This is a genomic window from Tabrizicola flagellatus (assembly GCF_008271465.1).
Taxonomy (GTDB): domain Bacteria; phylum Pseudomonadota; class Alphaproteobacteria; order Rhodobacterales; family Rhodobacteraceae; genus Tabrizicola; species Tabrizicola flagellata.
This window is the reverse complement of sequence record NZ_VMDU01000002.1, coordinates 518,234-541,315: the sequence shown is the minus strand read 5'-3', so window position 1 is coordinate 541,315 and position 23,082 is coordinate 518,234. Positions and strand designations below refer to the sequence as shown.

Sequence of the window (23,082 nt, the reverse complement as noted above, 5' to 3'; positions counted from 1 at the left end):
GCCCCCCTCCCCCATCCCCTCCCCACGAGGGGGAGGTGAGGCGCCATGCCGGAGGCGTCGGGAGGAACGGCTGTGGACGGGCTTCGGTCATTCGATGGTGATCTGCAAGGTCTGGATCTCGCCGCCCTGCGGGGTGCGCAGGGTGTAGCTGCCGGGCCTGATGGCGATGAAGCCCAATTCCAGGGTGCCGGCCTCGTCGAATTCGACGCTGTCGAGGCCGAGAGGGCGGATCTCGATCCCCTCGATCACGATCTCGTCGATCCAGATCGCGCGAAAGAAGGCCGGTCCGGACAGGGCGAGTTCCTGGGACCCGTCGGAGGTGATCTCGACCTCGTAATAGGTGCCGGATTTCAGGACCCAGGGGTCGCCGAGGGGTTCGCCTGCCGAAAGGACGATCTCGGGCAGGTCCTGCTTGTTGGAGGCGGCGAAGAGGCCCGCGGGGGCGTCCTGGGCTGCGGCTGGGATGGCGAGAAGGGCGAGCGTTGCGGCCCCCCACCCCAATCCCCTCCCCACGGGGGTGAGGGGAGGCGTAGTTGGGCGAATGCGGGTGCGATGGATCATCGGTTACTCCGTGGGGCGGAAGGCGGCGCCCCAGGGGAAGCGGCCGACCTTGATGGACTTGAGCGCGGTGCGCGAGGCCACGTCGATCACGGTGACATCGCCCGAGACACCGTTGGTGGTGAACAGCTGCGAGTGGTCGCGGTTGAAGGCCAGATGCCAGACGCGGCGGCCGACGAGGATGTAGGTCTCGACCTCATAGGTCTGCATGTTCACCACGGCGACGTGGTTCGAGGGGCCGAGCGCGACGAAGGCGGTGGTGAGATCGGGGGTGAACTCGAAGCCGACGGGCTGGATCAGGTCCTGGTTCACGCCCGGCAGCGCGAAGCGGATCTTGGCCTTCTCGGCCTTGGTGGCGATGTCGAACACGGTGACGGTGCCGCCGATTTCCGAGGAGACCCAAAGCTCGGTCTCGGTGAATTCTGCGTGGCGGGGGCGGCTGTCCACCAGGGTGTTGGCGATGATCTGGTGCGTCGCCGTGTCGATCCAGTGCGCCATGTTCGTGGTTTCCGAGGTCGTCACCACGATGGAGCCGTCGCGCGAGACGCCCATGCCCTCGGGCTCGATCCCGACGTTGATCTGGGCCACGACCTTGCGGCTTTCCACATCGACCACGGTGGTCACGGCGTCGTCCTCGTTGGCGATCCAGAGGTGGCGGTCGTCGGGGTGGAGGACGAATTGCTCGGGGTCTTCGCCCGAGGGCAGGTCGTGCAGGATCTCGCCGGTGGCCGGGTCCATCACCTGCACGGTGTCGCTGTCGGAGGCGCAGATGTAGACGCGGGAGAAGTCCTTGGAAAAGGTGATGCCGCGCGGGCGTTCGCCGGTGGGGATGGTGCGGGTGACTTCCAGGGTCGCGGTGTCGATCACGCTGATCGTGTCGTCCTTCTCGTTCGTCACCCAGATTTCATCCGTGCGTGCCGGTGTCGCAAGGACGAGGGCGAGCGTCGCGGCAAGGGGGGCGGCCCCCCTCCCCCATCCCCTCCCCACGCGGGGGAGGGGAGGCGCGGTGCGCCGAGGCGGTGTGCGGGTCATGGGCTCTCCGTGAAGGCGGTGCAGGCGGATTCGGGTTGGTCGAGGCCCAGCGTGTCCATCTCGTTGCGCTGGTGCAGGAAGCCCTCGACCGGGGCGAGGGTCACAAGGGCGCGGGCGTTGACCACGGCGATCGGCTGGCGAAGCTGGCCGTTCCAGGCGCGGAACGACAGGCCGCGGCCCTTGAAGCCGTCCATCTGGAAATCGGGGGCGAGGAGCCAGGCGCGCAGCGTGGCGGGGTCGTTCGAGCTGGTGCGCGTCACCGCCTCGCCAATGGCGCGGATGGCGGCCCAGGCGGCGTAGTCGGGGCCGCGCATGTTGCGGCGGGCATGGGCCTCGAAGCGGTTCTGCAACTGGACCGCCCCCCAGCTTTCGATGACATGGGACCAGGCGGTGGGGACCAGCCCGTCCGATCCCGCCACCGGGCGGGGCAGCCAGCCGTTGTGTTCGATGTAGCGGCCGAAGTCGTCGGTTTCGTCCGCCACCAGGATCACGTCATGGTCGGGGAAGTCCTGGGTGAAGCGCGGCACCTCGTCCATGGTGCTGTCGCGCAGGTCGGTGTCGAAGGTCCATTCCTTCTCGGCCGCGATGGCGATGCCGAACTTGGCGGCAGAGCGGCGCAGCGCCTCGGCAAAGGCGCGGTCGGCGGGTTTGGGGCCGGTGACGAGGACGGTCGTCTGCCACTGCTTGCGCTGCAGGACCTGCATCAGCGCGTCGGTGCGGGCGGCGTCCTCGGGTATGGTGTGGAGGAGGTTCGCCCGGCAGTCGGCGGAGCGGAGGCTTTCGGCGCCGGACGAGACGTTGAAGAGAAGCGCCGAGGCGGCCTCGGGCAGGTCGGCGACCGAGAGGATCGCGGCGGGATCGGCATCAAGGAGGATCAGGCGCGAGGTCTGCAGCGCCGCGCGGGCGGCGGCGGCGAAGTCCCCGTCCGGGGGGAGTGAGACGACCGTGAGGCTGTAATCGTGGCCGAGGAAGCTGCCGGTGGTCCGGGTGTCGGCCAGCGCGATTTCGGCGCCGGCGATGCCCAGGTCCTCGGGCACCGGGTCGAGGTTCGACAGGACAGGCGGGCGGTCCACCTCGAGCCGCAGATAGGTGATCGCCACCGGAAGGTCTGCGCGCGCGGGGGCGGTGACCGCCAGGCTGGCGATGGTGACGAACAGGCGGAACATGGAGCCCTCCCTCCAGTCCCGGGAGCCTGCGGCAGAGGGGGGCCGAGGCCAATACGACCATCGTCGCAGGGGCGGGCGGGTCGGCTTGCACCTTGGTCGAATGGCGGGGCGGAGAGGCAGGGGTTACCCCTTGGCCCGAGATATTGAGGGAGGACCCACCGATGAAACGTGCTCCGATCGCGGGCCTTGCCCTGTGCGTGACGGCGAGCCTGGCCTTTGCCCATGGCGATGTCGCCCCGCAGCCGGTGAACACGGATGCCCTGCCGGACGTGGGTGAGGAATGGCTGATCGAGAACCCCTACCGCGCCGACAAGGTCGGGGAAGAGGTCTGGTGGCAGGCGGTGCTGATCGGGGATTCCGGCTACAACCAGAACTGCGCGCGCTGTCACGGGCTGGGCGTGGTCTCGGGCGGGCTGGCGCCGGACCTGCGCTTCCTCGAGGCGGCGGAATACGGCGACGAATGGTTCGCCGAACGCTTCCGGCACGGCTACACCCAGGACGGCACCACGAAGATGCCGGCCTTCGGCGAGATCCTCGGCCAGAAGGCGGCCTGGGCGATCCGGACCTATATCGAGACCCGGCCCGAGGACGGCGCGCTTGAGGCGCACAAGGACCGGCTGGGTGCGATCCGGGACCAGCTGATGGCGGGCGACGGAGACGAGGCCGCGCTGAAGGCGGAGCTGATGGAGATCGCGGCGGGGATCGTCACCGCCTCGGGCGCGCCGAAGGCGGATTCGGCGGCGCTGCGGGCGGCGCTGGCGCTGGACGGCTCGCCCGCGGCCAAGAAGCACGCGGCCGAGATGCTGACGATCGGGCTGTCGGCGGCGCACTGAGATGTGGCGGGCGGTTCTTGCCCTGGTGCTGGCGGCGGGTGTGGCCAATGCCCGCTGCGAGGATCACAAGCCCGGCGCGCGCCCGCAGAACACCCCGCGCGAGTTCGTGGGCCAGACCCTGGACGAGATCATCGACCGAGGCTGGATCGAGATCGCGGTTTACGAGGACTATCCCCCCTACAGCTGGCAGGACGGTGCCACGGCGAGGGGCGTGGACGTCGAGGTCGGGCGGATCATCGCCGAAAGCCTTGGGGTGGAGCCTCGGTTCCGTTTCGTGCAATCGGGCGAGACGCTGGAGGCGGACCTCCTGAACTATGTCTGGAAGGGCGCGGCGGTTGGGGGGCGCGTATCCAACCTGATGATGCGGGTGCCCTACAACAGCGACTTCACCTGCCGGGTGGAACAGGTGGTCTTCACCGGGCAATACGCCGGAGAGAAGGTCGGCATCGCCTACCGGATCGACGACTATCCCGACGCGGTGCAGGAGCCGAACGCGGATGGCCGGCACCCGGGCGGGCCGGTGCCGTCCTTCTTCGTCTATGACCCGGTGGGGGTCGAGAACGACTCCATTTCCGATTTCTACCTGACCTCGACCTTCGGCGCTTCGGCCAGGATCACCCGCTACAAGACCGTGGCGGACGCGATGGAGGGGCTGGCCGGGGGCGAGGTCTGGGCGGTGATGGGCCCCCTGTCGCAGCTGGAGGCCGGGGCGGGCGAGGGCGTCGCGGTCCATGCGCCGCTGCTTCCGGGGTTCCAGCTGTCGCGCTGGACGCTGGGGGTCGCGCTGCACCAGAGCCACCGCGACCTCGGCTATGCGGTGGACGAGGCGGTGGCCGCCGCGCTGGCCGACGGGCGGATCGCGGCGATCTTCGCGCAATACGGACTCGACTTCACCCCGCCCGACCGATGAACCTACGACTTAGGCAGCATAGCCGCTTGCCCGCGCGGCGCTTAGGCTGTGCCCAACAGAGGGACCAATCATGAAACTGACCGACACCCGCGAGATCAAGGCGGACCCGAAGGTCGTCTGGGATGCGATCCTGAACCCCGACGTGCTGAAGGAATGCATCCCGGGCTGCGAGAGCCTGACGGGGTCCGTGGCCGAGGGCTACGAGGCGGTGGTCAAGCAGAAGGTCGGCCCGGTGTCGGCGACTTTCACCGGGCTGGTGCAACTGTCCGACATCGTCGAGGGCCGGTCGCTGAAGATCAGCGGCGAGGGCAAGGGCGGCGTCGCGGGCTTCGCCAAGGGCGGCGCGGATGTGAGCTTCGAACCTTTCGAGGGCGGCACGCGGCTGACCTACGCGGCCGAGGCCAATGTCGGCGGCAAGATCGCCCAGCTGGGCAGCCGGATCATCGACAGTTTCGCCAGGAAGCTGGCGGACGAGTTCTTCACCCGGTTCCAGGCGGCGGTCGAGGAACCGGAAGACGAAGTTGTGACCGAAGAAGCTGTTGCCGATTCGGGGGAAAAGAAGAAGGGTTGGTTCAAACGACTGCTCGGTTGAACCGGCTGCATACCTAGGACGACCCAGGGAGGAGTTAAGATGACCAAGGTCTCGATGACCGTGAACGGCAAGGCCGTTTCCGGCGAGGTGGAGGGGCGGACGCTGCTGTCCTCCTTCCTGCGCGAGGGGCTGGGGCTGACCGGCACCCATGTCGGCTGCGACACCAGCCAGTGCGGCGCCTGCGTGGTGCATGTCGATGGCAAGCCGGTGAAAAGCTGCACCGTCTTTGCGGCGGATGTGGCGGGGGCGAACGTCAAGACGATCGAAGGCATGGCCAATCCGGACGGGTCGCTGTCGGTGATCCAGCAGGCCTTCCAGGACCATCACGGCCTGCAATGCGGCTTCTGCACGCCGGGGATGGTGATGTCCTCGGCCGCGCTGCTGGCGGAGAACCCCAAGCCGACCGAGGCCGAGGTGCGCCACTACCTCGACGGCAACATCTGCCGCTGCACGGGCTACCACAACATCGTAAAGGCCGTGATGGCTGCCAGTGGGCAGGACGTCTCGGCCCTGGCCGCGGAATAGGGGGGGAAGATGCCGAAGGATACCGGGATTGGCGCGTCCATGAAGCGCCGCGAGGATGTCCGCTTCCTGACGGGACGCGGGGTCTATACCGACGACCTGGCGCTGCACGGGCAGACCTATGCGGTCTTCGTCCGTTCGACCGTCGCACATGGCCGGATCAAGTCGATCGACACGTCGAAGGCGGCGGCGATGCCGGGTGTGCTGGCCGTCTTCACCGGCGAGGATTTCAAGGACGTGGGCGGCAACCCGGCGGGCTGGCTGATCAACAGCCGCGACGGCACGCCGATGCGCGAACCGAAGCGCCCCGTGCTGGCGCATGGCAAGGTGCGTCATGTGGGCGACGCCTATGCCGCCGTGGTGGCCGAGACCTACGCCCAGGCCAAGGACGCGGCGGAACAGCTGGCCGCGGATTCGGTGATCGAGGAGCTTCCGGCGATCATCGACATGAAGGCGGCGGTGGCCGATCCGTCGAACCGCGTGCATGACGAGATCCCGGACAACCTCTGCTTCGACTGGGGCTGGATCGAGGACAACCGCGCGGCGGTCGATGCGGCGATGAAGGCCGCGCCGCATGTGGTGACGCTGGAACTGGTCAACAACCGTCTGGTGCCGAACGCGATGGAGCCGCGCGCCTCGATCGGCGAGTACAACCCGGGGACGGGCGACTACAAGCTGACGACGACCAGCCAGAACCCGCACCTGACGCGGCTGCTGGTGGCGGCATTTGTGCTGGGCATCCCGGAGAACAAGCTGACCGTGGTCGCGCCCGATGTGGGCGGCGGTTTCGGGTCGAAGATCTATCACTACGGCGAAGAGGCGCTGGTGCTGGCGGCGGCGAAGAAGCTCGCGCGCCCGGTGCGCTGGACGGCGGAGCGGTCGGAGAGCTTCCTGACCGATGCGCATGGCCGCGACCATGTGACGAAGATCGAGCTGGGCTGCACCAAGGACGGGCAGATCCTGGCGATCCGGACCGAGACGCTGGCGAACGTGGGGGCCTATCTCTCGAACTTCTCGACCGCGACGCCCACCTTCCTGCACGGCACGCTGATGGCCGGGCCCTACAAGGTGCCGCATGTCTATGTGAACGTGAAAACCGTTTTCACCAACACGGCGCCGGTCGATGCCTACCGCGGCGCGGGCCGTCCCGAGGCGACCTTCAGCCTCGAGCGGGTGATCGACAAGATGTGCCGCGAGCTGAACCTCGACCCGTTCGAGGTGCGGCGGAAGAATCTGCTGACGCCGGACCAGTTCCCCTACACGACGCCCGTGGGGCTGGTCTATGACACCGGCAACTATCATGCGACGCTGGACAAGGCGATGCAGATCGCCGATGTCGCCGGCTTCGAGAAGCGGGCGGCCGAGTCGAAGAAGCGCGGCAAGCTGCGCGGCATGGGGCTGTCCACCTGGATCGAGGCCTGCGGGATCGCTCCCAGCCATCTGGTCGGCGTGCTGGGGTCTCGCGTCGGCCTTTACGACGCGGCGACGGTTCGGGTGAACGCGACCGGCAACATCAGCGTCATGACCGGGGCGCACAGCCACGGCCAGGGGCACGAGACGGTCTTCGCGCAGATCGTGGCCGAGAAGCTGGGCATCCCGGAATCCTCGGTCGAGATCGTGCATGGCGACACCTCGAAAATCCCCTTCGGAATGGGGTCCTACGGCTCGCGGTCCTTGGCGGTCTGCGGCACGGCGATGGCCAAGGCGGTGGACAAGATCATCGCCAAGGGCAAGAAGATCGCCGCGCACATGCTGGAGGCCAGCGAGGGCGACATCACCTTCGAGAACGGCAAGTTCCAGGTCGCCGGTACCGACAAGGCCAAGACCTTCGGCGAGATCGCCTTCTCGGCCTATGTCCCGCACAACTACCCGCTGGAGACGCTGGAGCCGGGGCTGGAGGAAACCGCCTTCTACGACCCGGCCAACTTCACCTATCCCGCCGGGGCCTACATCTGCGAGGTCGAGGTGGACCCGGACACCGGCAAGGTGGACGTCGTGGCCTTCCATTGTGCCGACGACTTCGGCAACGTGATGAACCCGATGGTGGTCGAGGGCCAGGTGCATGGCGGCGTGGGCCAGGGGATCGGCCAGGCCCTGTGCGAGTTCACGGCCTATGACGAGAACGGCCAGCTTCTGACGGGGTCCTACATGGACTACCCGATGCCGCGGGCCGAGGACGTGCCGTTCTACAACGTGGACTACTCCTGCCAGACGCCCTGCACGCACAACCCCCTGGGGGTGAAGGGCTGCGGCGAGGCGGGGGCCATCGGCTCGCCGCCGGCGGTGGTCAACGCGGTGATCGACGCGCTGCATCGCGGGGGACATACCCACGTCACGCATATCGACATGCCGGTCTCGCCGTCGCGGGTCTGGTCGGCGATCAACGGGTAAGGGGGCCATCATGCACAACTTCGATTTCGCAAAACCCTCGACCATCGCGGATGCGGCCAAGGCGCTGGCCGCTGACGGGGCGCAGGCCCTGTCGGGCGGGCAGACGCTGATCCCGACGATGAAGCAGCGTCTGGCGCAGCCGACCGTGCTGGTCAGCCTGACCGGCATCAAGGAGATGCAGGGCGTCTGCATGGGCGACGGGGGCCTGCATGTCGGCGCGGCGACGCCCCATGCGGTCGTGGCAAAGGAGGCCCGCGCGCATTACCCGGCGCTGGCCGATCTGGCGGGGGGCATCGGCGACCCGGCGGTGCGGTCGCGCGGCACCATCGGCGGGTCGATCGCCAACAATGACCCGGCGGCCTGCTATCCCTCGGCGGTGCTGGCCTCGGGCGCGACGGTGGTGACCAACAAGCGCAAGATCGCGGCGGACGACTATTTCCAGGGCCTGTTCACCACGGCGCTGGAGGACGGGGAGTTCGTGACCAGCGTGATCTTCCCGATCCCGCAGAAGGCGGCCTATGTGAAGTTCAACCAGCCCGCCAGCCGCTTTGCCCTGACCGGGGTCTTCGTGGCCAAGTTCGCGAGCGGCGTCCGCGTCGCGGTGACCGGGGCGGGCAATGACGGCGTCTTCCGCTGGGCCGAGGCCGAACGGGCCCTTTCGGCTGACTTCTCGGCCTCGGCGCTGTCCGGGCTGAGCGTGGATCCGGCGGGGATGATCTCGGACCTGCATGGCTCGGCCGCCTATCGGGCGAACCTCGTCAAGGTGCTGACCGGGCGCGCGGTGACAGCGGCGGGCTGATCCGACCGGACTGAACGAGAGGCCCGGCGGAGCGATCCGCCGGGCCTTCTTCTTTGGCCCGGGTGCCCCCCACCCCCTCCCTCCCCCACGGAGGGGGAGGGAGGCACCCGGCGCTCAGATCGTGGTCAGGTTGCCGTCCGGGTCGATCAGCGTGACGCGGATCAGGCCGGGGTGGCGGAGGCGCGCAATGCGGTCTGCCGACAGGAAGACCAGCGCGGTGGACAGGGCGTCGGCGAGGGTTGCCGAGGTCGCCTCGACCGAGACGGTGGACCAGAGCGGAGGCAGGCCCTGCGGGTGCAGGATATGCGGCTGGCCGCCTGCCAGCGTCGCCATGGGCGAGGAGGTGGCGATCGCCGTTCCGGTCAGGGTGCGGGTGGCAAGCTGGCCATGGGTCGGATCGCCTAGCCCGAGACGGAAGGGGCCGCCGAGCGCCGCGATCTCGCCCATGTCGATCAGCGCGTGGTCAAAGCCATGCGCGGCGAGATGGGCGCGGACGGCATCGGCGCCGAAGCCCTGGGCGATGCCGTTGAAGGTCAGCGCCATGCCGGGTTCGAGCACAATGCCGCCTTCGCGGCGGACGCGGTGCCAGCCGATGGGGGCAGCGGTCGGGCGACCCTCGGCGGCGGCCTGCCAGAGGGGCTGGACGCTGGGGTCGAAGGCACCGTCCGTCAGGTGGTGGACGGCATCGGCGAGGTCCGTCAACGCGCGGAAGGCGGGGGATGGGTCGGCAAGACGGCCCGTCGCGTTCAGGCTGGTCAGGGCCGAGGGGCGGTGGAGGGAGAAGTCGGCCTCGATGGCCTCGATCAGCGCCGGGAGGCTTGCCAGCGCGGCCTCGGCCCGTCGCACGTCGCCGGCGAGGGTGAGGGCGCAGTCGGCCCCGAAGGCGCGACCCCGCCATGTCGTTTGCGCCCGGGCCGGGGTGGCCAGCGCCGCGGCGGACAGGGCAAGGAAGCGGCGGCGGTTCATGCCTTCGCCTCGCGCAGTTGCGGGGGAGCGAGGGGGCGGCCCTTGCCGGCGAGGACCAGAGGGACGCAGGCGGCTGGCGAATTGTGGATCGTCACGCAGTCGAGGCACTGGAAACACTCCGAATACGCGACCTGTCCGCTCGCCTTGATCGCCCCGTACTTGCAGCGCACCCGGCACAGCTGGCAGGGCGAGCCGCATTCCTTGCGCCGGGCGATCCAGTCGCGGCCGCGGATCAGGCCGCCGATCGCCATGAGCGCGCCGAGCGGGCAGACCCAGCGGCAGAAGCCCTTGAAGGTGAAGAGACTAAGGACCAGCCACAGCGCCGCATAGGCGACAAAGGGCCAGTCGCGGAGGAAGAAGGTGGTGATGGCGGTCTTGAAGGGTTCCACCTCGGCGGCGGTGTCGAGCTGGCCGGGGGCGAAGAGCGTGACACCGACGAGCGCCGCGAGAAGGCCGTACTTGAGCCATTTCAGCCGGCCGTCCCAGCGGGCCGGGGGATCCCATTGCGGCAGGCGGAGCAGGCGGCCCGCGTGGTGTGCGAATTCCTGCAACGCGCCGAAGGGGCAGAGCCAGCCGCAGAAGAGCCCCCTGCCCCAGAGGACGAAGCCGAGGATGGCGGTCGCCCAGATGAGAAGGGAGAAGGGGTCGTAAAGGAGGAAGGCCAGCGACCCGCCGTCCAGCGCGGTGCGCAGCGTGGCAAGCGGCGTGACGATGGACAGCTGCCCCTGTCCCCAGAAGCCGATGAAGCCGGTGACGACGACAAGGGTGGCAAGGCGGATCGGGGTGAACAGCGCGTGGTCGGCCAGACGGTTCATCCCGGGGCCGAGGGCGGCAAGCATCACGGCAAGAAGCCCGGTCAGCGCCCAGAGATCCGTCTGCCGGTTCAGGATCGCCTCCTGCCAGGGGGCGAGTTTCTCCGGCGGGGTTTCGCGCAGGAAGAACCGTTCGGGCGCGGCGAGGGTCAGTGTGAAATGGGCGCTGCCGATCTCGGGCTGGAACTGGCCATGTTCGCGCAGCGCGGTGGCGGACAGCTCCCAGTCGGCGGCGGGATCGAACCCGAGGCGGCGGTCGATGCGCAGGATCATCGCGGTGCCTTCGGGGACTTCTGGCAGCGTCTCGAACAACAGGTCCGCATCGCGCAGGGCCAGGGGCAGGCCACCCTGCGTGGCCGACAGGAGGTCGGGCGCGGTGTTGCGGACGAAGTCCTTCGACACGAGGCCATGCCGGGCGGTGTCGATCACGAGGATCGGTTCGTCCTGCGGCGAGACGGCAAGGAAGCGGCCGAGTTCGGACAGGCTTTCGGGGCTCAGCACGGCGCGCGCGACCGAGGGCGGGCCAAGGTCCACGGCCCAGAGGTCGAGATAGAGGCCATCCGGGTCCGCCCGCGCCTCGGGGTCGTCCGTCGCCCAGAGCGTCCCGGCAAAGGCCGCGTCGGCCTCGGCATTGGTGACGCGCAGGTTGCGGGCGATGCCCTGTGCGACCAGGTCCTCCCAGGTGAGGGGTTCGTCGAGGCCGGGGTCCGGCCGTGCGGGCGGCGCGGACTGGATGCCCTGCATCCGTTCGCGCGCCACGGCCAGCGCCGCGGCCAGGATCGATTCATGCGCGATGCGGACCGAGGCCGTGGCCTTGGTGACCCCGTCGAGATAGACGAGGTCGGCCCCGCCCCCGGAGCCGTAGGGGGTGCCCACGACCAGCGGTTCGTTGATCGAATGGCCGCGATACTGTTCGAGGAACTTGAGGAACGGCGCCTCGCCCAGGCCCGAGACGAAGATCGGCTCGTTATGGTCGAGAAGGCGGACATCGATGAAGGTGCCCTGCAGGTCGATCATCACCAGCATGTTGATCGGCCCGCCGGAAAAGCCCGGCAGGGGGGCAAGCGGGCCGGTCTCGAACACATATCCCGCCTCTGCCCCGCCCGAGTTGAGCAGGCTGTAGACCCCGCGGTCATCCAGCGCCTCGCCCAGCGCGTAGGGCGGCACGATCAGGGGCGCGATCCGGTCGCGCGGCGAAGGATCGGCGGCAGCGACGACGGCCGTCAGGCAGATCCAGAGAATGCAGAGCAGCGCGCGCATGCGCCGACAATAGGCGCGCGCGGGACCGGCGCGTATCCGACCAAAGTCGGCCGGGTGCGGCGACAGGGCTCAGACAGCGAAGAACCCGCCCCGCGCCGGATCGTAGGCTTCAAGCAGGCCTTCCCCGGTGTTGTTCCACAGCCCGTGCAGCGTCAGCCGGTCATCCTCGACCGCCGCGCGAACGAAGGGGAAGGTCAGCAGGTTCTCGAGGCTGGTCAGCACCGCCTGCTTTTCCAGCGCCTGAAGGATTTCCGCATCGGGCAGGTGCGCGACCTTCTCGAAGCCGGGGCGCAGGATGTCCATCCAGCGACCTACGAAGCTGGTCTTCTCTTCCAGCGCGGGCGCGTGGCCCCGGCACATGTCATGGCACCCCTTGACCCCGCCACAGTTGGAATGGCCCAGCACCACGATATGCGCCACCCCCAGCGAGGTGACGGCATATTCGACCGCCGCCGAGGTGCCGTGATACTCGCCGTCCGGGTTGTAGGGCGGCACCAGGTTGGCGATGTTGCGGTGGATGAAGAACTCGCCTTCGTCCGCGCCGAAGATCGAGGTGACGTGCACGCGGCTGTCGCAGCAGGAGATCACCATGGCGCGCGGATGCTGTCCGCTTTCGGCGAGGCGGCGATACCAGGCGCGGTTGTCCTGGTAGGTGGTGGCGCGCCAGCCGTGGAAGCGCTGGACAAGGTAGGCGGGAAGCGGGCGGATCGGTGTCATGCGCGGGCATCCTTGATATGCGCCCCTGCCTAGGCTGCATTTGCGGAAAATTCGAGAGGCAAAATCAGGCCCGGATCCCATCCGGGCAACCAATTGTTCAGCATGCAGGCGCAGGCTGTGCACGGGTGTGATGAAACTTGGGTGTTTGTGATGGGAGAGATTGCCACTCTCAGGCCACGCGAGGTCGTGCGTCAGGATGTCGAGGCGATCGCGGTGATCTACCGCAACCTCGGTGCGCCGGTGGCCGAACAGATGGTGACGCGGGCCCTGGGCGAACTGGCGCTGACCATGGCAGCGATCGCCGAAAAGGTCCGCGCGCAGGAATTGCGTGACATGGCGCGGCAGCTGGGGCGGCTGGCCCGGCTTGCGGGCGACCTTGGCCTTTCGAGCCTTGCGACCGTGGCAGGGGATGCCAAGACCTGCCTCGAATGCGCCGACAGCACGGCCTTCTCGGCGGTCTGGGCGCGGCTGATGCGGGTTGCCGAAAGGTCGCTGGCGATCGAAGCAGGGCTTGCCGACCAGCTGATATGACCGGCCGCCGATCCATGGAGCAGGAGTGCGCAGACGGCGGAGAAGCCCTGCGCGACAGTCTTGGGCGTCACTGATGCCGGGCGAGTCGCACAAGGAAAGGTTGCAGGCCGAATGGCGCGCGCAATCGGCCGTCAACGGGTGCAGTCACGCCAGTGCTACAGTGCGCCGCAAGGGAGCCAAATTTGCGGGGAATCGACGGCAATCTGGCGCAATACTCTGGAAATGCTTGCTTTCTGACCGTGAAGCACGCCATCTGGGTGGAAGATCCCGACCAACCTTCTGGATGAAACCTCGCGTGACCGTCGCCTTCGCCGAACCCACAGCCGCCGCACTGCCCTTGCATGTCCTGCGCCCCGAGGAATTGCCAGGATTTCTGAACGGACCCGGCAAGACCTGGGCGGACTGGCTGAAGGCGACCGGATTCGAGGCCGGGCTGGGCGATTTGCGGCTGTTGCCGGATCCGGCAGGCGGTCTTGCCGGGGCGGTCGCGGGCTTCGGCACGCCGCAGGCCCGGCGTCGGATGAGGTTCGGGCTGGCCAAGGCGGTCACGGGTCTGCCCACAGGCGACTGGCGGCTTGAGGGCGTGCTTGACATGGCAGAGACGACCGAAGCCACCCTTGCGTGGTTGCTTTCGGGCTACCGCTTCGACCGTTATCGCCCGGGCCGCAAGCCCACCGCACTTGCGCGCCTGGTCTGCCCCAAGGGAATGGACCCGGCCCGACTGCTGGCCATGGCCGAAGGCGAGGCCCTGACCCGCGACCTCATCAACACACCGGCCGAGGACATGGGGCCGGACGAACTGGAAGCCGCGCTCGTGGCGCTGGGGGCCGGTTTCGGGGCCTCGGTTCAGGCGATCCGGGGCGATGACCTGCTGGCGCGGAACTTCCCGATGATCCATGCCGTCGGCCGCGCCAGCCCGCGCGCGCCGCGAATTCTGGACCTGCGCTGGGGCAAGGCGGGGCCGAAGCTGACGCTGGTCGGCAAGGGGGTCTGCTTCGACACCGGGGGGCTGAACCTCAAGCCATCGTCCGGCATGAACCTGATGAAGAAGGACATGGGCGGGGCGGCGACCGTCATGGGACTGGCGCGGATGATCATGGCGCTGGACCTGCCGCTGCGCTTGCGCGTGCTGATCCCGGCGGTGGAGAACCTGGTCTCGGGCAATGCGCTGAAGCCGAAGGACATCCTGACCAGCCGCAAGGGCCTGACGGTCGAGGTCAACGACACCGATGCCGAGGGGCGACTGGTGCTGGCCGATGCGCTGGCCCATGCCTGCGAAGAGGCGCCGGACGTGCTGATCAGCATGGCGACCCTGACCGGCGCGGCGCGCGTGGCGGTAGGGCCGGACCTCGCGCCCTACTACACCGACGACGCGGGGCTGGCGGCTGCGCTGGAGGCGGGGGCGCGCAAGGGCTTCGATCCGGTCTGGCGGATGCCGTTCCATGATCCCTACGAGAGCGTGATCGAGCCGGGGATCGCCGACCTGGACAATGCGCCGGGCTACGGCTTTGCGGGGTCGATCACCGCCGCCCTGTTCCTGCGCCGTTTTGTCGAAGGGCCGCGGTACCTGCATTTCGACATCTATGGCCATACGCCCAGCGACCAGCCCGCGCGGCCGAAAGGCGCCGTCGGCCAGGGCGCGCGGGCCGTGCTTGAAGGGCTGGCGGAAATGGTGGAACTCTAGCGGAACCGCAGCGGGGGCGGTCAGGCCTGCGGTTTATGGCAGGCAGTGGGTGGACGAGTGGAGGAAATCGCAATGGACCGCAGGCTGACGCCATTTTCCGGCCGGGTTGCACATGTGTCGCTGTCCGGTCTGGTCAACGCGCCGCTAACGGAAGGCTTGCAGGCACAGGTCATCGTGCCGGTTGCCAATCTCTGCGACCGCCCGGGCGGGACACGCGATCGCCAGCTGCTGCTGGGCGAGGCCGTGACGGTGATCGACCGGGACCAGGGGCATGTGTTCGTCCTGTCGGCCAAGGACGGCTACTGCGGCTGGATGGAGGAAAGCGACCTGGGCCAGGGTCCGGCGCCGACGCATTGGGTGGCGGCGCCCGGCACGCATATCTATTCCGAGCCTCAGGTCCAGGCCCCGGAGCGGATGGCGCTAAGCCTCGGGTCGCGGCTGGCGGTCATCGGATCCTGGGGGGCCTGGGCCAACACGCCGCATGGCTTTGTCCCGCTGTGCCACTTGAGGGCACTGGGCGACTGGGCGACCGATCCCGTCAGCGTGGCCGAAAGCCTTCTGGGAACGCCCTATCTCTGGGGCGGCAATTCGCGGTTCGGGCTGGACTGTTCGGGCCTGGTGCAGCTGTCGCTGCATGCCTGCGGGCTGCCCTGCCCCGGCGACAGCGACATGCAGATGCAGCTCGGCCGCCAGCTGGCCCCGAACGAGCCGATGAAGCGCGGCGACCTGATCTTCTGGAAGGGTCACGTGGCGATGGTGGTGGACCGCGACCGGGTGATTCACGCCAATGGTCACACGATGTCGGTGTCCTACGAAGGGATGAAAGAGGCGGTGGCGCGAATCTCGGCCGGCGGCGGCGGGCTGGTGCAGACGCGGCAGCGCCTCTAGCCGGAAAGCTCGTCGATGACTGCGTCACTCCTCGCGCGGACTCCGAGGAGGCGCCGTCTCATACCGGGCCGATCAGGCGGCGTTCCAGCACCTTGAGCACCTGGTCGAGGTCATGGCCCCGGCGCAGCACCCGGCCGTCCATCCCCACCACGGCGTACAGCCCCTGCCGATGGCGCAGCTTGGGTCGCTTCTCGATCCGGTAGAGCGGGGTTTCCGAGGTGCGGCGAAAGACGGCGAACACCGCAAGGTCGCGCATTGCGGCGATGGCGTAATCTCGCCATTCCCCGGCGGCGACCATCCGGCCATAGACCCGCAGGATCTGGCCAAGTTCCTTCCGGTCGAAGCTGACCTCATCGGCGATGCGGTCGGACTGCGGAAACGGGATCGGCGCCTCGGCGTTCATCGGCAAAGCTTACCCGCTTTGCCCTCCAAATCAACCGGGAAAGCCCGGTGCCAGCCGCAGGAAACCGGTTTCCAGCCCGCGCCAGTTGCGCTGGACGCCCGCCATCCGCTTGACCGCCTCGGGATGGGCCGGGTCCAGCACGCCGATCCGCGCCAGAAGCGCGGCGATCGCCGCCTGCGAGCCGCGCTCGCCGCCATCGACCACCTTCAGCGCGATGCCAAGGCCCTTTTCCGGCACGATGCCGACATAGACCGCCTCGGCCCCGCCCTTCAGCGCCACGCGCCCGCCCATGGCGCGCATCAGTTCCGTGCAGGCCCGCCCCTCGCCCGAGACGAGTTCGGGATGGGCCGCCATGGCCCGGGTCAGGCGATGCATCGCGTCCTCGCGGGCCCCGTGCCCCTCGCGTGCCGTGGCGAAGGCGGCCATCGACCGGGCGAGCCCCGCGACCGACATCGCGAAGTTCGGCGCCGAGCAACCATCCACCCCCCAGCCCGCCACCGTCTCGCCCGTGGTCTCCTCGGTCGCGGCGCGGACGGCCTTTTGCAGAGGGTGGTCGATCTCGACATATTCCGGCCCGGCCTTCAGGTGCCGGGTCACGGTAAGGAAGCCGGAATGCTTGCCCGAACAGTTGTTGTGCAGCTGGCAGGGTGCCTCGCCCGCGCGGATCAGCCGGTCGCGTTCGGCGCGGTTCGAGGGTTCGTGCGCGCCGCAGCGCAGGTCGGCCTCGGTCAGGCCCAGATCGGCGATCCAGCGCGCGGCCATGCCGACATGCAGTTCCGCCCCCTCGTGGCTGGCGCAGGCCAGCGCCAGCTGGCGGTCGGTCAGGCCATGGGCGGCGGCAGCCCCGGTCTCGATCAGGGGCAGTGCCTGGATCATCTTGGCCGAAGAGCGCGGGAAGATCACCGCATCCGGGTTACCCCAGGCCGCGACGATGCCCTTCGCGTCGCAGATCACCGCATGGCCCCGGTGCACGCATTCCTGGATGCCGCCGCGCCAGACTTCCAGCATGGGAACCGCGCCTTCGCCGACCTGTGCCCCGATCTGTGCCATCGAACCTCCGTCACATATGCGCGAATTGTCGCCCACGGGGCTTTCGCCACCTGCCCTGTTTGAGTATGGCTGGAATATCGGGTAGAACGGCGCCGCGCCAGCCGAAAAGGCCATTCGGGCAGGGCAGAACGGCGCGAAAGGAAGACAGCTTGGAGGCTGCGTCAACCATGACATCCCTTTTCGGTCGCACGCTGGCGGTTGCCGCGATCACGCTTGCCGGGGCGGCTGCCCAGGCCCAGGAGTCGACCAATCGCGTCGCCACGATGACGGACTGGAACGTCTTCACCGAGGAGAACCCCAAGGAGTGCTGGGGCGTTTCCAAGCCGAAGGAGACGCTGAACACCCGCGACGGCCAGCCGGTTTCGGTGCGGCGCGGCGACATCCTTCTGTTCGTGACCTTCCGTCCGGGCAAGCCGGGCGAGATCAGCTTTACCGGCGGTTATCCCTTCGCCAGCGGCTCGACGGTCGATGTCGCGATCGACGGCGCCACCTACCAGCTGTTCACCGATGGCGAATGGGCCTGGCCGGGCAGCGCGGAGGAGGATGCGAAGCTTCTGGCCGCGATGAAGGCCGGCACCACTGCGGTCCTGACCGCGCGGTCCGGCAAGGGCACGCAGACGAAGGACACCTTCTCGTTGCGCGGTTTCACCGCCGCCATGGAAGACGCCGAGAAGCGCTGCAAGTAACGCCATCAGGCCGGCCAACCGGGCGCCCCCTTCGCGGGGCGCTTTTCTTTTGCGCCCCCCTGCCCTATATGCGCGCCAGCCCAGATCGCCTGTGACAAGGCCCGACCGAAGGATCTGCCCCATGACCGCCGCACCGGCAACCGCCCCCATCACGCAGGACGTGCTGACCATCCCGCGCAAGCTGCCCGAGGGCGGCAAGACGAACATCGTCGGCCTGACGCGCGAGGCCCTGCGCGCCGCGCTGGTCGCTGCCGGCACCCCGGAAAAGCAGGCGAAGATGCGGCTCGGCCAGGTCTGGCAATGGGTCTATCACTGGGGCGTGCGCGACTTTGCGCAGATGACCAACCTCGCCAAGGACTACCGCGCGCTTCTGGAGCGGCATTTCACCATCGAGATCCCCGAGGTGGTGACCCGCCAGATCTCGGCCGACGGCACGCGCAAGTATCTGGTGCGCATCGCCGGGGGCCATGAGGTCGAGGTGGTCTATATCCCGGAAACCGACCGGGGAACCTTGTGCATCTCCTCCCAGGTCGGCTGCACGCTGACCTGTTCCTTCTGCCACACCGGCACGCAGAAGCTGGTGCGCAACCTGACCGCGGCGGAAATCGTCGGCCAGGTGATGATGGCGCGCGACGACCTGGACGAATGGCCGGTGCCGGGCGCGCCGAAGGAAGAGGTGCGGCTCATCTCGAACATCGTGCTGATGGGGATGGGCGAGCCGCTCTACAACTTCGAGAACGTCCGCGACGCCATGCAGATCGTGATGGACGGCGAGGGCATCGCGCTCGGCCGCCGGCGGATCACGCTCTCGACCAGCGGGGTGGTGCCGGAGATCGCCCGCACCGCGACCGAGATCGGCTGCCAGCTGGCGATCAGCTTCCATGCGACGACGGACGAGGTCCGCGACGTGCTGGTGCCGATCAACAAGCGCTGGAACATCGCCACGCTTCTGGAGGCTTTGAAAGCCTATCCGGGCCTGTCGAACAGCGAGCGGATCACCTTCGAATATGTGATGCTGGACGGGGTGAACGACACGAAGGAAGACGCGCACCGGCTGGTGAAGCTCCTGGAAGGGATCCCCGCCAAGGTGAACCTGATCCCGTTCAACGAATGGCCGGGCGCGCCCTACAGACGGTCGTCGGGCAACCGCATCCACGCCTTCGCCGACATCATCTACAAGGCCGGTTACGCCAGCCCGATCCGCACCCCGCGCGGCGAGGACATCATGGCAGCCTGCGGCCAGCTGAAATCGGCCACCGAGCGGGCGCGGAAGTCAAGGGCCCAGATCGCGGCCGAGGCCGGCCTCGGCTGACCCCTTGCGGGCCCGGCCGCAGTCGCGTTCTCTGGCCTTCCGCGCAAGAGGGAGCGTCCCATGGCCACCACCCGGAAGTCCGCCAAAGTCAGGAGCCAAACGCCGAAAAGCCCAGCCGCCTCGGCCCATGACCGGCTGGTCGCCTATATCCGCAGCTTCGAAGCCGGGCTGGATGCGGAACAGGAGATCGCGATGGGCTTTGCCTCGGACGAATCCGGCGTGCTGCGGATCGAGGGACTGGGCTATTTCGACCCCGACATCATCACCTTCTACGGCCGCGACGAGGACGGTGCGAAGACGCAGTTGATCCAGCATGTGACGCAGCTTTCCGTCACCCTGCGCGCCGTGCCGAAGGAGGCCAAGGCCGAGCCGCCGCGCCGGATCGGGTTCCAGTTGAACGCGGGCTGGATGGGGGGCGATTCGGGCGACGGTTCGGCCGGCTGAGGCGGGCAAAGGTTCGTCGTCGACTTCGTCGCTCCTCGCGCGTGTCGTCCGACGAGGAGACGCAGTCGAGCGAGGAGGCCTCGCGGGCACTACCCCCGGGCCAGCCGACCCCGTGACAGGGCGCAACGAATCCGCTATCAGGCTTGCAAACCGGGAAAACAAGGTGAACCGCCCATGGCCGACCAGCACCACGCCGAGTACAAGCACGGCTCGATGGACATCCGCGAGCAGGAGAAGACCTTCGAGGGCTTCATCCGCATGACGGTCTGGGTGACCTGCATCGTCATCGGCGTGCTGATCTTCATGGGCCTGGTGAACGCCTGATCCCGGACCTGGCGATGGCCCGCCTGCTGCGCATTCTCTGCGGTCTCGTTGTCGCGCTGGCCTTGGCCGCCTGCGGGGCGGATTCGAAGTGGGCGCCGCAAGAGCAGGTGGATGCCATGCGCTTTGTGGCCGGACCTCCGACCTACATCACGCTTTACACGGTCGTGAACACGCGCACCGGCTCGGGTGCCCATTCGGCGATTCTGGTCAATGCCTCGGAACGGGTGATCTTCGACCCCGCCGGCACCTGGTATCACCCCAAGCTGCCGGAACGGAACGACGTGCATTTCGGCATGTCCGACAAGGCTGTTGCCTTCTATCTCGATTACCACACCCGCATCACCTACAACACGATCGAGCAGACGATCTACGTCTCGCCCGAGGTGGCCGAACTGGTATTGGCCCGCGTCAAGGCCTATGGGGCGGTGCCCAAGGCGATGTGCACGCAGGCGACCTCGTCCATCCTGCGTGGGGTGCCGGGTTTCGAATCCCTGCCGCAGACCTTCTACCCGAGGAAGCTGTCCGAAGCCTTCGGCCGCCTGCCGGGGGTGACGACCCGGGTCGTCACCGATGACGATGCCGACGACAACCACGGCGTCCTGATGCGGCAGCGGGACGGGACGCTGCTTTAGTTCCGACCTTCGTTGCTTGAACCGGACACTGGATCGGATAGGGTTCCGGCCGGGACAGGGACAGGCGGGGCCGTGCGCATCTTCGGGGTGATCCTTGCAGGGGGACAGGGCCGTCGCATGGGCGGGGTCGACAAGGCGCTGGTGCCCCTGGCCGGGCGCCCGATGATCGCCCATGTGCTGGACCGGCTGGAGCCGCAGGTGGACAGCGTGCTGATCTCGGCCAACGGCGACCCGGTGCGGTTCGCCCCCTTCGGCTGCCGCGTGGTCGCGGATGACGGGTCGCGGGGTCCGCTGTCGGGCATCCTCGCGGGGATGCGCGTCGCGGCCGAGATGGGGGCGACGCATCTCGTCTCGATCCCGGTCGATACCCCCTTCCTGCCGGGCGATCTGGTGCCGCGACTGCTGCTGGCGGCGGAAGCGTCGGCCGAGCGGCTGGCCCTGGCGGCGGACGACAGCGGGGATCATCCGGCCACCGCGCTCTGGCCCGTCGGGCTGGCACCGGCGCTGGCCGCGTTTCTGGATGCAGGCGAAACCCGCGTCCTGCGCTTTGCCGAGGCGCATGGCGTGGTCCGTGCACCTTTCCCCGATCCGCGCGCCTTCGCCAACCTCAACACGCCCGACGAGCTTGCCGCCGCCGAGGCCCTGATCCGGGGGACGGCATGAAGGTCTATGGCGTGATCGGCTGGAAGAATTCCGGCAAGACCAGCCTGATGGAACGCCTGGTGGCCGAGATCACCGGGCGGGGCTTCTCGGTCTCGACCGTCAAGCATGTGCATCACGCGGTCGATCTGGACCAGCCGGGCAAGGATACCTATCGCCACCGCCAGGCCGGCGCGCGCGAGGTGGTGCTGGCGGCGGCCGAGCGGCTGGCGATCCTCGTCGAACATCGCGGGCCGGAGCCGGAGCTGCCGCAGGTGCTGGCGCGGCTGGCCCCGGTCGATCTCGTGCTGGTCGAGGGCTACAAGCGCGACGCCCACCCCAAGGTCGAGGTCTGGCGGGCCGAGACCGGCCAGCCGCTGATCCAGAGCGGCGACCCGCTGGTGCGCGCGGTGGCGACCGATGCCGCGCTGACGCTGCCGGTGCCGGTCCTGGACCTGAACGACACGCGGGCGGTGGCCGATTTCATCCTGCGCGAGGTCGGGCTTGTTTGACCGGGTCATCGTGGTGGACTGGTCGGGCCGGGGCACGCCCAGCCCTGCCCGGGCCAGCAGGGACGCGATCTGGGCTGGCCTCTGCGAGGACGACCGTCAGGAACAAGCCTATTTCCGCACCCGTGCCGAGGCTTCGGACTGGCTGACAGCCCGGTTGGCCGAGGGCGGGCGGCAACTCGTCGGCTTCGACTTCCCGATGGGCTATCCCGTCGGTTTCGCGCGAATGTTGACCGGCCGGGACGAAGCCCGCGCGCTGCATGGCTGGCTCGCGGAGCGGATCGAGGATGGGCCGGACAACCGCAACAACCGTTTCGAGGTGGCCGCCGCGATCAATGCCCGGCTGGGCGGTGGGGGTCCGTTCTGGGGCCGGCCCAAGGCGCGGCGGATCCCGCATCTGTCGCCGCTCAAGGCCGTGGACCATGCCGCCCTCGGCCTGGCCGAGAAACGCCGGGTGGAACGCGAGAACCCGCCGGCCAAGCCGGTCTGGCAGCTGATGGGCGCGGGCTCGGTCGGGTCGCAGGCGCTCATGGGCATTCCGGTGGTGCACCGGCTGGCCAAGGTCAGCGGCGCGCGGGTCTGGCCCTTCGAGCCCCTCGGCCCGCTGACCCTGGCCGAGGTCTATCCCTCGCTTCTGGCCCCATCGGTGGCCACCTCGGGCGACCCGATCCCTGACCGGGCACAGGTGCGGCTTCTGGCACGGGCCCTGTTCGCGCTGGCCCGGGCGGACCGGCTGGCGGCCCTCTTCGACACCCCGCCCGAGGCGGCCGAGGAGGGCTGGATCCTCGGCGCGGGCCATGCCCGGCTGTTGCAGGAGGCGCTGGCATGGGCGTGACCCTGTTCCGCGGCCTGCACGACGACCTGCGCCCTCAGGCGGCGCGGCTGTACTGGGAGGCCTTCGGCGGCAAGCTCGGCCCGGTGCTCGGCCCCGATGCGCTGGCCCTGCGCTTCTTCGAGCGGGTGATGCGGGGCGACCTTTGCCTCACCGCGGTCGATGACAGCGGAGACCTGGTGGGCATCGCGGGCTTCAAGACCCCCATGGGCAGCTTTGCCGGGGGCAGCTGGGCCGATCTGGTGGCAGTCTATGGTGCCTTCGGCGGCCGCTGGCGCGGGGCGCTTCTGTGGCTCTTGGGGCGCGAGATCGACAACGAGCGCTTCCTGGTCGATGGGCTTTGCGTCGCGCGGGCGCATCGGGGCAAGGGGGTGGGTTCGCAGCTTCTGGCCGCGCTCTGCCGCGAGGCGGCCGAGCGGGGCTATCGCGCGATCCGGCTGGACGTGATCCAGGACAACTTCCGCGCCCGCGCCCTGTACGAGCGGCAGGGGTTCCGGGTCGAGCGGACCGACCGGCTGGGACCGCTGCGCTATCTGTTCGGATTCGCGGCCTCGACCGTGATGGTGCGGCGGGTCGAATAGTCCGTCCAC

At 68.6% G+C, this 23,082-nt stretch carries 26 protein-coding genes; 18 read left to right on the top strand and 8 right to left on the bottom strand.

Annotation, left to right across the window (positions count from 1 at the left end; genetic code table 11):
* Positions 1-87: 87 nt before the first annotated feature.
* From FL625_RS05700 to FL625_RS05690, 3 genes are all read right to left on the bottom strand, one after another.
* Positions 88-501 (bottom strand): hypothetical protein, encoded by a 414-nt coding sequence (locus FL625_RS05700; RefSeq protein ID WP_149587652.1) that lies wholly within the window; start codon positions 499-501, stop codon positions 88-90.
* A gap of 63 nt (positions 502-564) precedes the next feature.
* On the bottom strand, positions 565-1,545 hold the full coding sequence (locus FL625_RS05695; protein WP_268815764.1) for a YVTN family beta-propeller repeat protein: 981 nt from the start codon (positions 1,543-1,545) through the stop codon (positions 565-567).
* A gap of 41 nt (positions 1,546-1,586) precedes the next feature.
* Positions 1,587-2,756, bottom strand: coding sequence for an ABC transporter substrate-binding protein (locus tag FL625_RS05690; protein ID WP_149587650.1), 1,170 nt, complete (start codon positions 2,754-2,756; stop codon positions 1,587-1,589).
* A gap of 161 nt (positions 2,757-2,917) precedes the next feature.
* On the opposite strand from FL625_RS05690, the gene pedF reads away from it, so the two are divergent.
* From pedF to FL625_RS05660, 6 genes are all read left to right on the top strand, one after another.
* Complete coding sequence (pedF, locus tag FL625_RS05685) at positions 2,918-3,589, top strand: cytochrome c-550 PedF (RefSeq protein ID WP_149587649.1); 672 nt, start codon at positions 2,918-2,920, stop codon at positions 3,587-3,589.
* A gap of 1 nt (position 3,590) precedes the next feature.
* Positions 3,591-4,499, top strand: a complete 909-nt coding sequence (locus FL625_RS05680) for a transporter substrate-binding domain-containing protein (protein WP_149587648.1) — start codon at positions 3,591-3,593, stop codon at positions 4,497-4,499.
* 70 nt (positions 4,500-4,569) lie between these two features.
* Entirely contained in the window at positions 4,570-5,091 is a 522-nt protein-coding gene (locus tag FL625_RS05675; RefSeq protein WP_149587647.1) for an SRPBCC family protein, read from the top strand.
* A 39-nt stretch (positions 5,092-5,130) separates the two neighbouring features.
* On the top strand, positions 5,131-5,616 hold the full coding sequence (locus FL625_RS05670; protein ID WP_149587646.1) for a (2Fe-2S)-binding protein: 486 nt from the start codon (positions 5,131-5,133) through the stop codon (positions 5,614-5,616).
* A gap of 9 nt (positions 5,617-5,625) precedes the next feature.
* On the top strand, positions 5,626-8,004 hold the full coding sequence (locus FL625_RS05665; protein ID WP_149587645.1) for a xanthine dehydrogenase family protein molybdopterin-binding subunit: 2,379 nt from the start codon (positions 5,626-5,628) through the stop codon (positions 8,002-8,004).
* A gap of 10 nt (positions 8,005-8,014) precedes the next feature.
* Positions 8,015-8,803, top strand: a complete 789-nt coding sequence (locus FL625_RS05660; RefSeq protein ID WP_149587644.1) for an FAD binding domain-containing protein — start codon at positions 8,015-8,017, stop codon at positions 8,801-8,803.
* A gap of 114 nt (positions 8,804-8,917) precedes the next feature.
* Here the strand turns inward: FL625_RS05660 and FL625_RS05655 are convergent, their stop codons facing one another.
* The 3 genes from FL625_RS05655 to FL625_RS05645 form a co-directional block, all read right to left on the bottom strand.
* Positions 8,918-9,769 (bottom strand): FAD:protein FMN transferase, encoded by an 852-nt coding sequence (locus tag FL625_RS05655; protein WP_149587643.1) that lies wholly within the window; start codon positions 9,767-9,769, stop codon positions 8,918-8,920.
* Positions 9,766-11,841, bottom strand: a complete 2,076-nt coding sequence (locus FL625_RS05650; RefSeq protein ID WP_149587642.1) for a 4Fe-4S binding protein — start codon at positions 11,839-11,841, stop codon at positions 9,766-9,768. Before FL625_RS05650 ends, FL625_RS05655 begins: the two co-directional genes overlap by 4 nt.
* A 69-nt stretch (positions 11,842-11,910) precedes the next feature.
* Complete coding sequence (locus tag FL625_RS05645; protein WP_149587641.1) at positions 11,911-12,558, bottom strand: carbonic anhydrase; 648 nt, start codon at positions 12,556-12,558, stop codon at positions 11,911-11,913.
* Between the two features lie 150 nt (positions 12,559-12,708).
* On the opposite strand from FL625_RS05645, the gene FL625_RS05640 reads away from it, so the two are divergent.
* The 3 genes from FL625_RS05640 to FL625_RS05630 all read left to right on the top strand — a co-directional run bounded on the left by FL625_RS05640 (position 12,709) and on the right by FL625_RS05630 (position 15,661).
* Positions 12,709-13,089, top strand: a complete 381-nt coding sequence (locus tag FL625_RS05640) for a hypothetical protein (RefSeq protein ID WP_149587640.1) — start codon at positions 12,709-12,711, stop codon at positions 13,087-13,089.
* Positions 13,090-13,384: 295 nt separating this feature from the next.
* Entirely contained in the window at positions 13,385-14,773 is a 1,389-nt protein-coding gene (locus FL625_RS05635) for a leucyl aminopeptidase family protein (RefSeq protein ID WP_149587639.1), read from the top strand.
* Positions 14,774-14,845: 72 nt separating this feature from the next.
* Positions 14,846-15,661, top strand: a complete 816-nt coding sequence (locus FL625_RS05630; RefSeq protein ID WP_149587638.1) for a C40 family peptidase — start codon at positions 14,846-14,848, stop codon at positions 15,659-15,661.
* 58 nt (positions 15,662-15,719) lie between these two features.
* Here FL625_RS05630 and FL625_RS05625 read toward each other — a convergent pair whose 3' ends face one another.
* Together FL625_RS05625 and FL625_RS05620 are read right to left on the bottom strand one after the other, a co-directional pair.
* On the bottom strand, positions 15,720-16,064 hold the full coding sequence (locus FL625_RS05625; protein ID WP_149587713.1) for a DUF2794 domain-containing protein: 345 nt from the start codon (positions 16,062-16,064) through the stop codon (positions 15,720-15,722).
* Between the two features lie 30 nt (positions 16,065-16,094).
* Positions 16,095-17,114 (bottom strand): asparaginase, encoded by a 1,020-nt coding sequence (locus FL625_RS05620; protein ID WP_149587637.1) that lies wholly within the window; start codon positions 17,112-17,114, stop codon positions 16,095-16,097.
* A gap of 167 nt (positions 17,115-17,281) precedes the next feature.
* Here FL625_RS05620 and FL625_RS05615 point away from each other — a divergent pair, with 167 nt between their 5' ends.
* The 9 genes from FL625_RS05615 (at position 17,282) to FL625_RS05575 (ending at position 23,073) form a co-directional block, all read left to right on the top strand.
* Positions 17,282-17,800, top strand: coding sequence for an invasion associated locus B family protein (locus FL625_RS05615; protein ID WP_149587636.1), 519 nt, complete (start codon positions 17,282-17,284; stop codon positions 17,798-17,800).
* A 121-nt stretch (positions 17,801-17,921) separates the two neighbouring features.
* Positions 17,922-19,112 (top strand): dual-specificity RNA methyltransferase RlmN, encoded by a 1,191-nt coding sequence (gene rlmN / locus FL625_RS05610; protein ID WP_149587635.1) that lies wholly within the window; start codon positions 17,922-17,924, stop codon positions 19,110-19,112.
* 60 nt (positions 19,113-19,172) lie between these two features.
* On the top strand, positions 19,173-19,556 hold the full coding sequence (locus FL625_RS05605; RefSeq protein ID WP_200833884.1) for a DUF6173 family protein: 384 nt from the start codon (positions 19,173-19,175) through the stop codon (positions 19,554-19,556).
* Between the two features lie 174 nt (positions 19,557-19,730).
* Complete coding sequence (locus tag FL625_RS05600) at positions 19,731-19,880, top strand: aa3-type cytochrome c oxidase subunit IV (RefSeq protein WP_149587634.1); 150 nt, start codon at positions 19,731-19,733, stop codon at positions 19,878-19,880.
* A gap of 14 nt (positions 19,881-19,894) precedes the next feature.
* The gene (locus tag FL625_RS05595) at positions 19,895-20,512 is read left to right on the top strand and encodes a hypothetical protein (protein ID WP_149587633.1); all 618 of its coding nucleotides are present in this window, start codon (positions 19,895-19,897) and stop codon (positions 20,510-20,512) included.
* Between the two features lie 72 nt (positions 20,513-20,584).
* On the top strand, positions 20,585-21,175 hold the full coding sequence (gene mobA / locus FL625_RS05590) for a molybdenum cofactor guanylyltransferase MobA (RefSeq protein ID WP_149587632.1): 591 nt from the start codon (positions 20,585-20,587) through the stop codon (positions 21,173-21,175).
* A complete protein-coding gene (gene mobB / locus FL625_RS05585) occupies positions 21,172-21,663 on the top strand; it encodes a molybdopterin-guanine dinucleotide biosynthesis protein B (protein WP_149587631.1) in 492 nt (163 codons plus the stop codon). The genes mobA and mobB overlap by 4 nt, the downstream gene beginning before the upstream one ends.
* Positions 21,656-22,495: a hypothetical protein gene (locus FL625_RS05580; RefSeq protein WP_149587630.1), complete on the top strand. Its 840-nt coding sequence runs from the start codon at positions 21,656-21,658 to the stop codon at positions 22,493-22,495. Before mobB ends, FL625_RS05580 begins: the two co-directional genes overlap by 8 nt.
* On the top strand, positions 22,486-23,073 hold the full coding sequence (locus FL625_RS05575; protein WP_149587629.1) for a GNAT family N-acetyltransferase: 588 nt from the start codon (positions 22,486-22,488) through the stop codon (positions 23,071-23,073). The genes FL625_RS05580 and FL625_RS05575 overlap by 10 nt, the downstream gene beginning before the upstream one ends.
* Positions 23,074-23,082: the final 9 nt, after the last annotated feature.

Coding starts and splice junctions, on each gene's coding strand:
- FL625_RS05660 (WP_149587644.1), top strand. CDS start 8,015: ATGCACAACTTCGATTTCGCAAAACCCTCGACCATCGCGGATGCGGCC.
- FL625_RS05665 (WP_149587645.1), top strand. CDS start 5,626: ATGCCGAAGGATACCGGGATTGGCGCGTCCATGAAGCGCCGCGAGGAT.
- FL625_RS05675 (WP_149587647.1), top strand. CDS start 4,570: ATGAAACTGACCGACACCCGCGAGATCAAGGCGGACCCGAAGGTCGTC.
- FL625_RS05600 (WP_149587634.1), top strand. CDS start 19,731: ATGGCCGACCAGCACCACGCCGAGTACAAGCACGGCTCGATGGACATC.
- FL625_RS05575 (WP_149587629.1), top strand. CDS start 22,486: ATGGGCGTGACCCTGTTCCGCGGCCTGCACGACGACCTGCGCCCTCAG.
- FL625_RS05595 (WP_149587633.1), top strand. CDS start 19,895: ATGGCCCGCCTGCTGCGCATTCTCTGCGGTCTCGTTGTCGCGCTGGCC.
- FL625_RS05690 (WP_149587650.1), bottom strand. CDS start 2,756: ATGTTCCGCCTGTTCGTCACCATCGCCAGCCTGGCGGTCACCGCCCCC.
- FL625_RS05640 (WP_149587640.1), top strand. CDS start 12,709: ATGGGAGAGATTGCCACTCTCAGGCCACGCGAGGTCGTGCGTCAGGAT.
- mobB (WP_149587631.1), top strand. CDS start 21,172: ATGAAGGTCTATGGCGTGATCGGCTGGAAGAATTCCGGCAAGACCAGC.
- FL625_RS05630 (WP_149587638.1), top strand. CDS start 14,846: ATGGACCGCAGGCTGACGCCATTTTCCGGCCGGGTTGCACATGTGTCG.
- pedF (WP_149587649.1), top strand. CDS start 2,918: ATGAAACGTGCTCCGATCGCGGGCCTTGCCCTGTGCGTGACGGCGAGC.
- FL625_RS05670 (WP_149587646.1), top strand. CDS start 5,131: ATGACCAAGGTCTCGATGACCGTGAACGGCAAGGCCGTTTCCGGCGAG.
- FL625_RS05620 (WP_149587637.1), bottom strand. CDS start 17,114: ATGGCACAGATCGGGGCACAGGTCGGCGAAGGCGCGGTTCCCATGCTG.
- FL625_RS05650 (WP_149587642.1), bottom strand. CDS start 11,841: ATGCGCGCGCTGCTCTGCATTCTCTGGATCTGCCTGACGGCCGTCGTC.
- FL625_RS05645 (WP_149587641.1), bottom strand. CDS start 12,558: ATGACACCGATCCGCCCGCTTCCCGCCTACCTTGTCCAGCGCTTCCAC.
- FL625_RS05625 (WP_149587713.1), bottom strand. CDS start 16,064: ATGAACGCCGAGGCGCCGATCCCGTTTCCGCAGTCCGACCGCATCGCC.
- FL625_RS05655 (WP_149587643.1), bottom strand. CDS start 9,769: ATGAACCGCCGCCGCTTCCTTGCCCTGTCCGCCGCGGCGCTGGCCACC.
- FL625_RS05605 (WP_200833884.1), top strand. CDS start 19,173: ATGGCCACCACCCGGAAGTCCGCCAAAGTCAGGAGCCAAACGCCGAAA.
- rlmN (WP_149587635.1), top strand. CDS start 17,922: ATGACCGCCGCACCGGCAACCGCCCCCATCACGCAGGACGTGCTGACC.
- FL625_RS05680 (WP_149587648.1), top strand. CDS start 3,591: ATGTGGCGGGCGGTTCTTGCCCTGGTGCTGGCGGCGGGTGTGGCCAAT.
- FL625_RS05615 (WP_149587636.1), top strand. CDS start 17,282: ATGACATCCCTTTTCGGTCGCACGCTGGCGGTTGCCGCGATCACGCTT.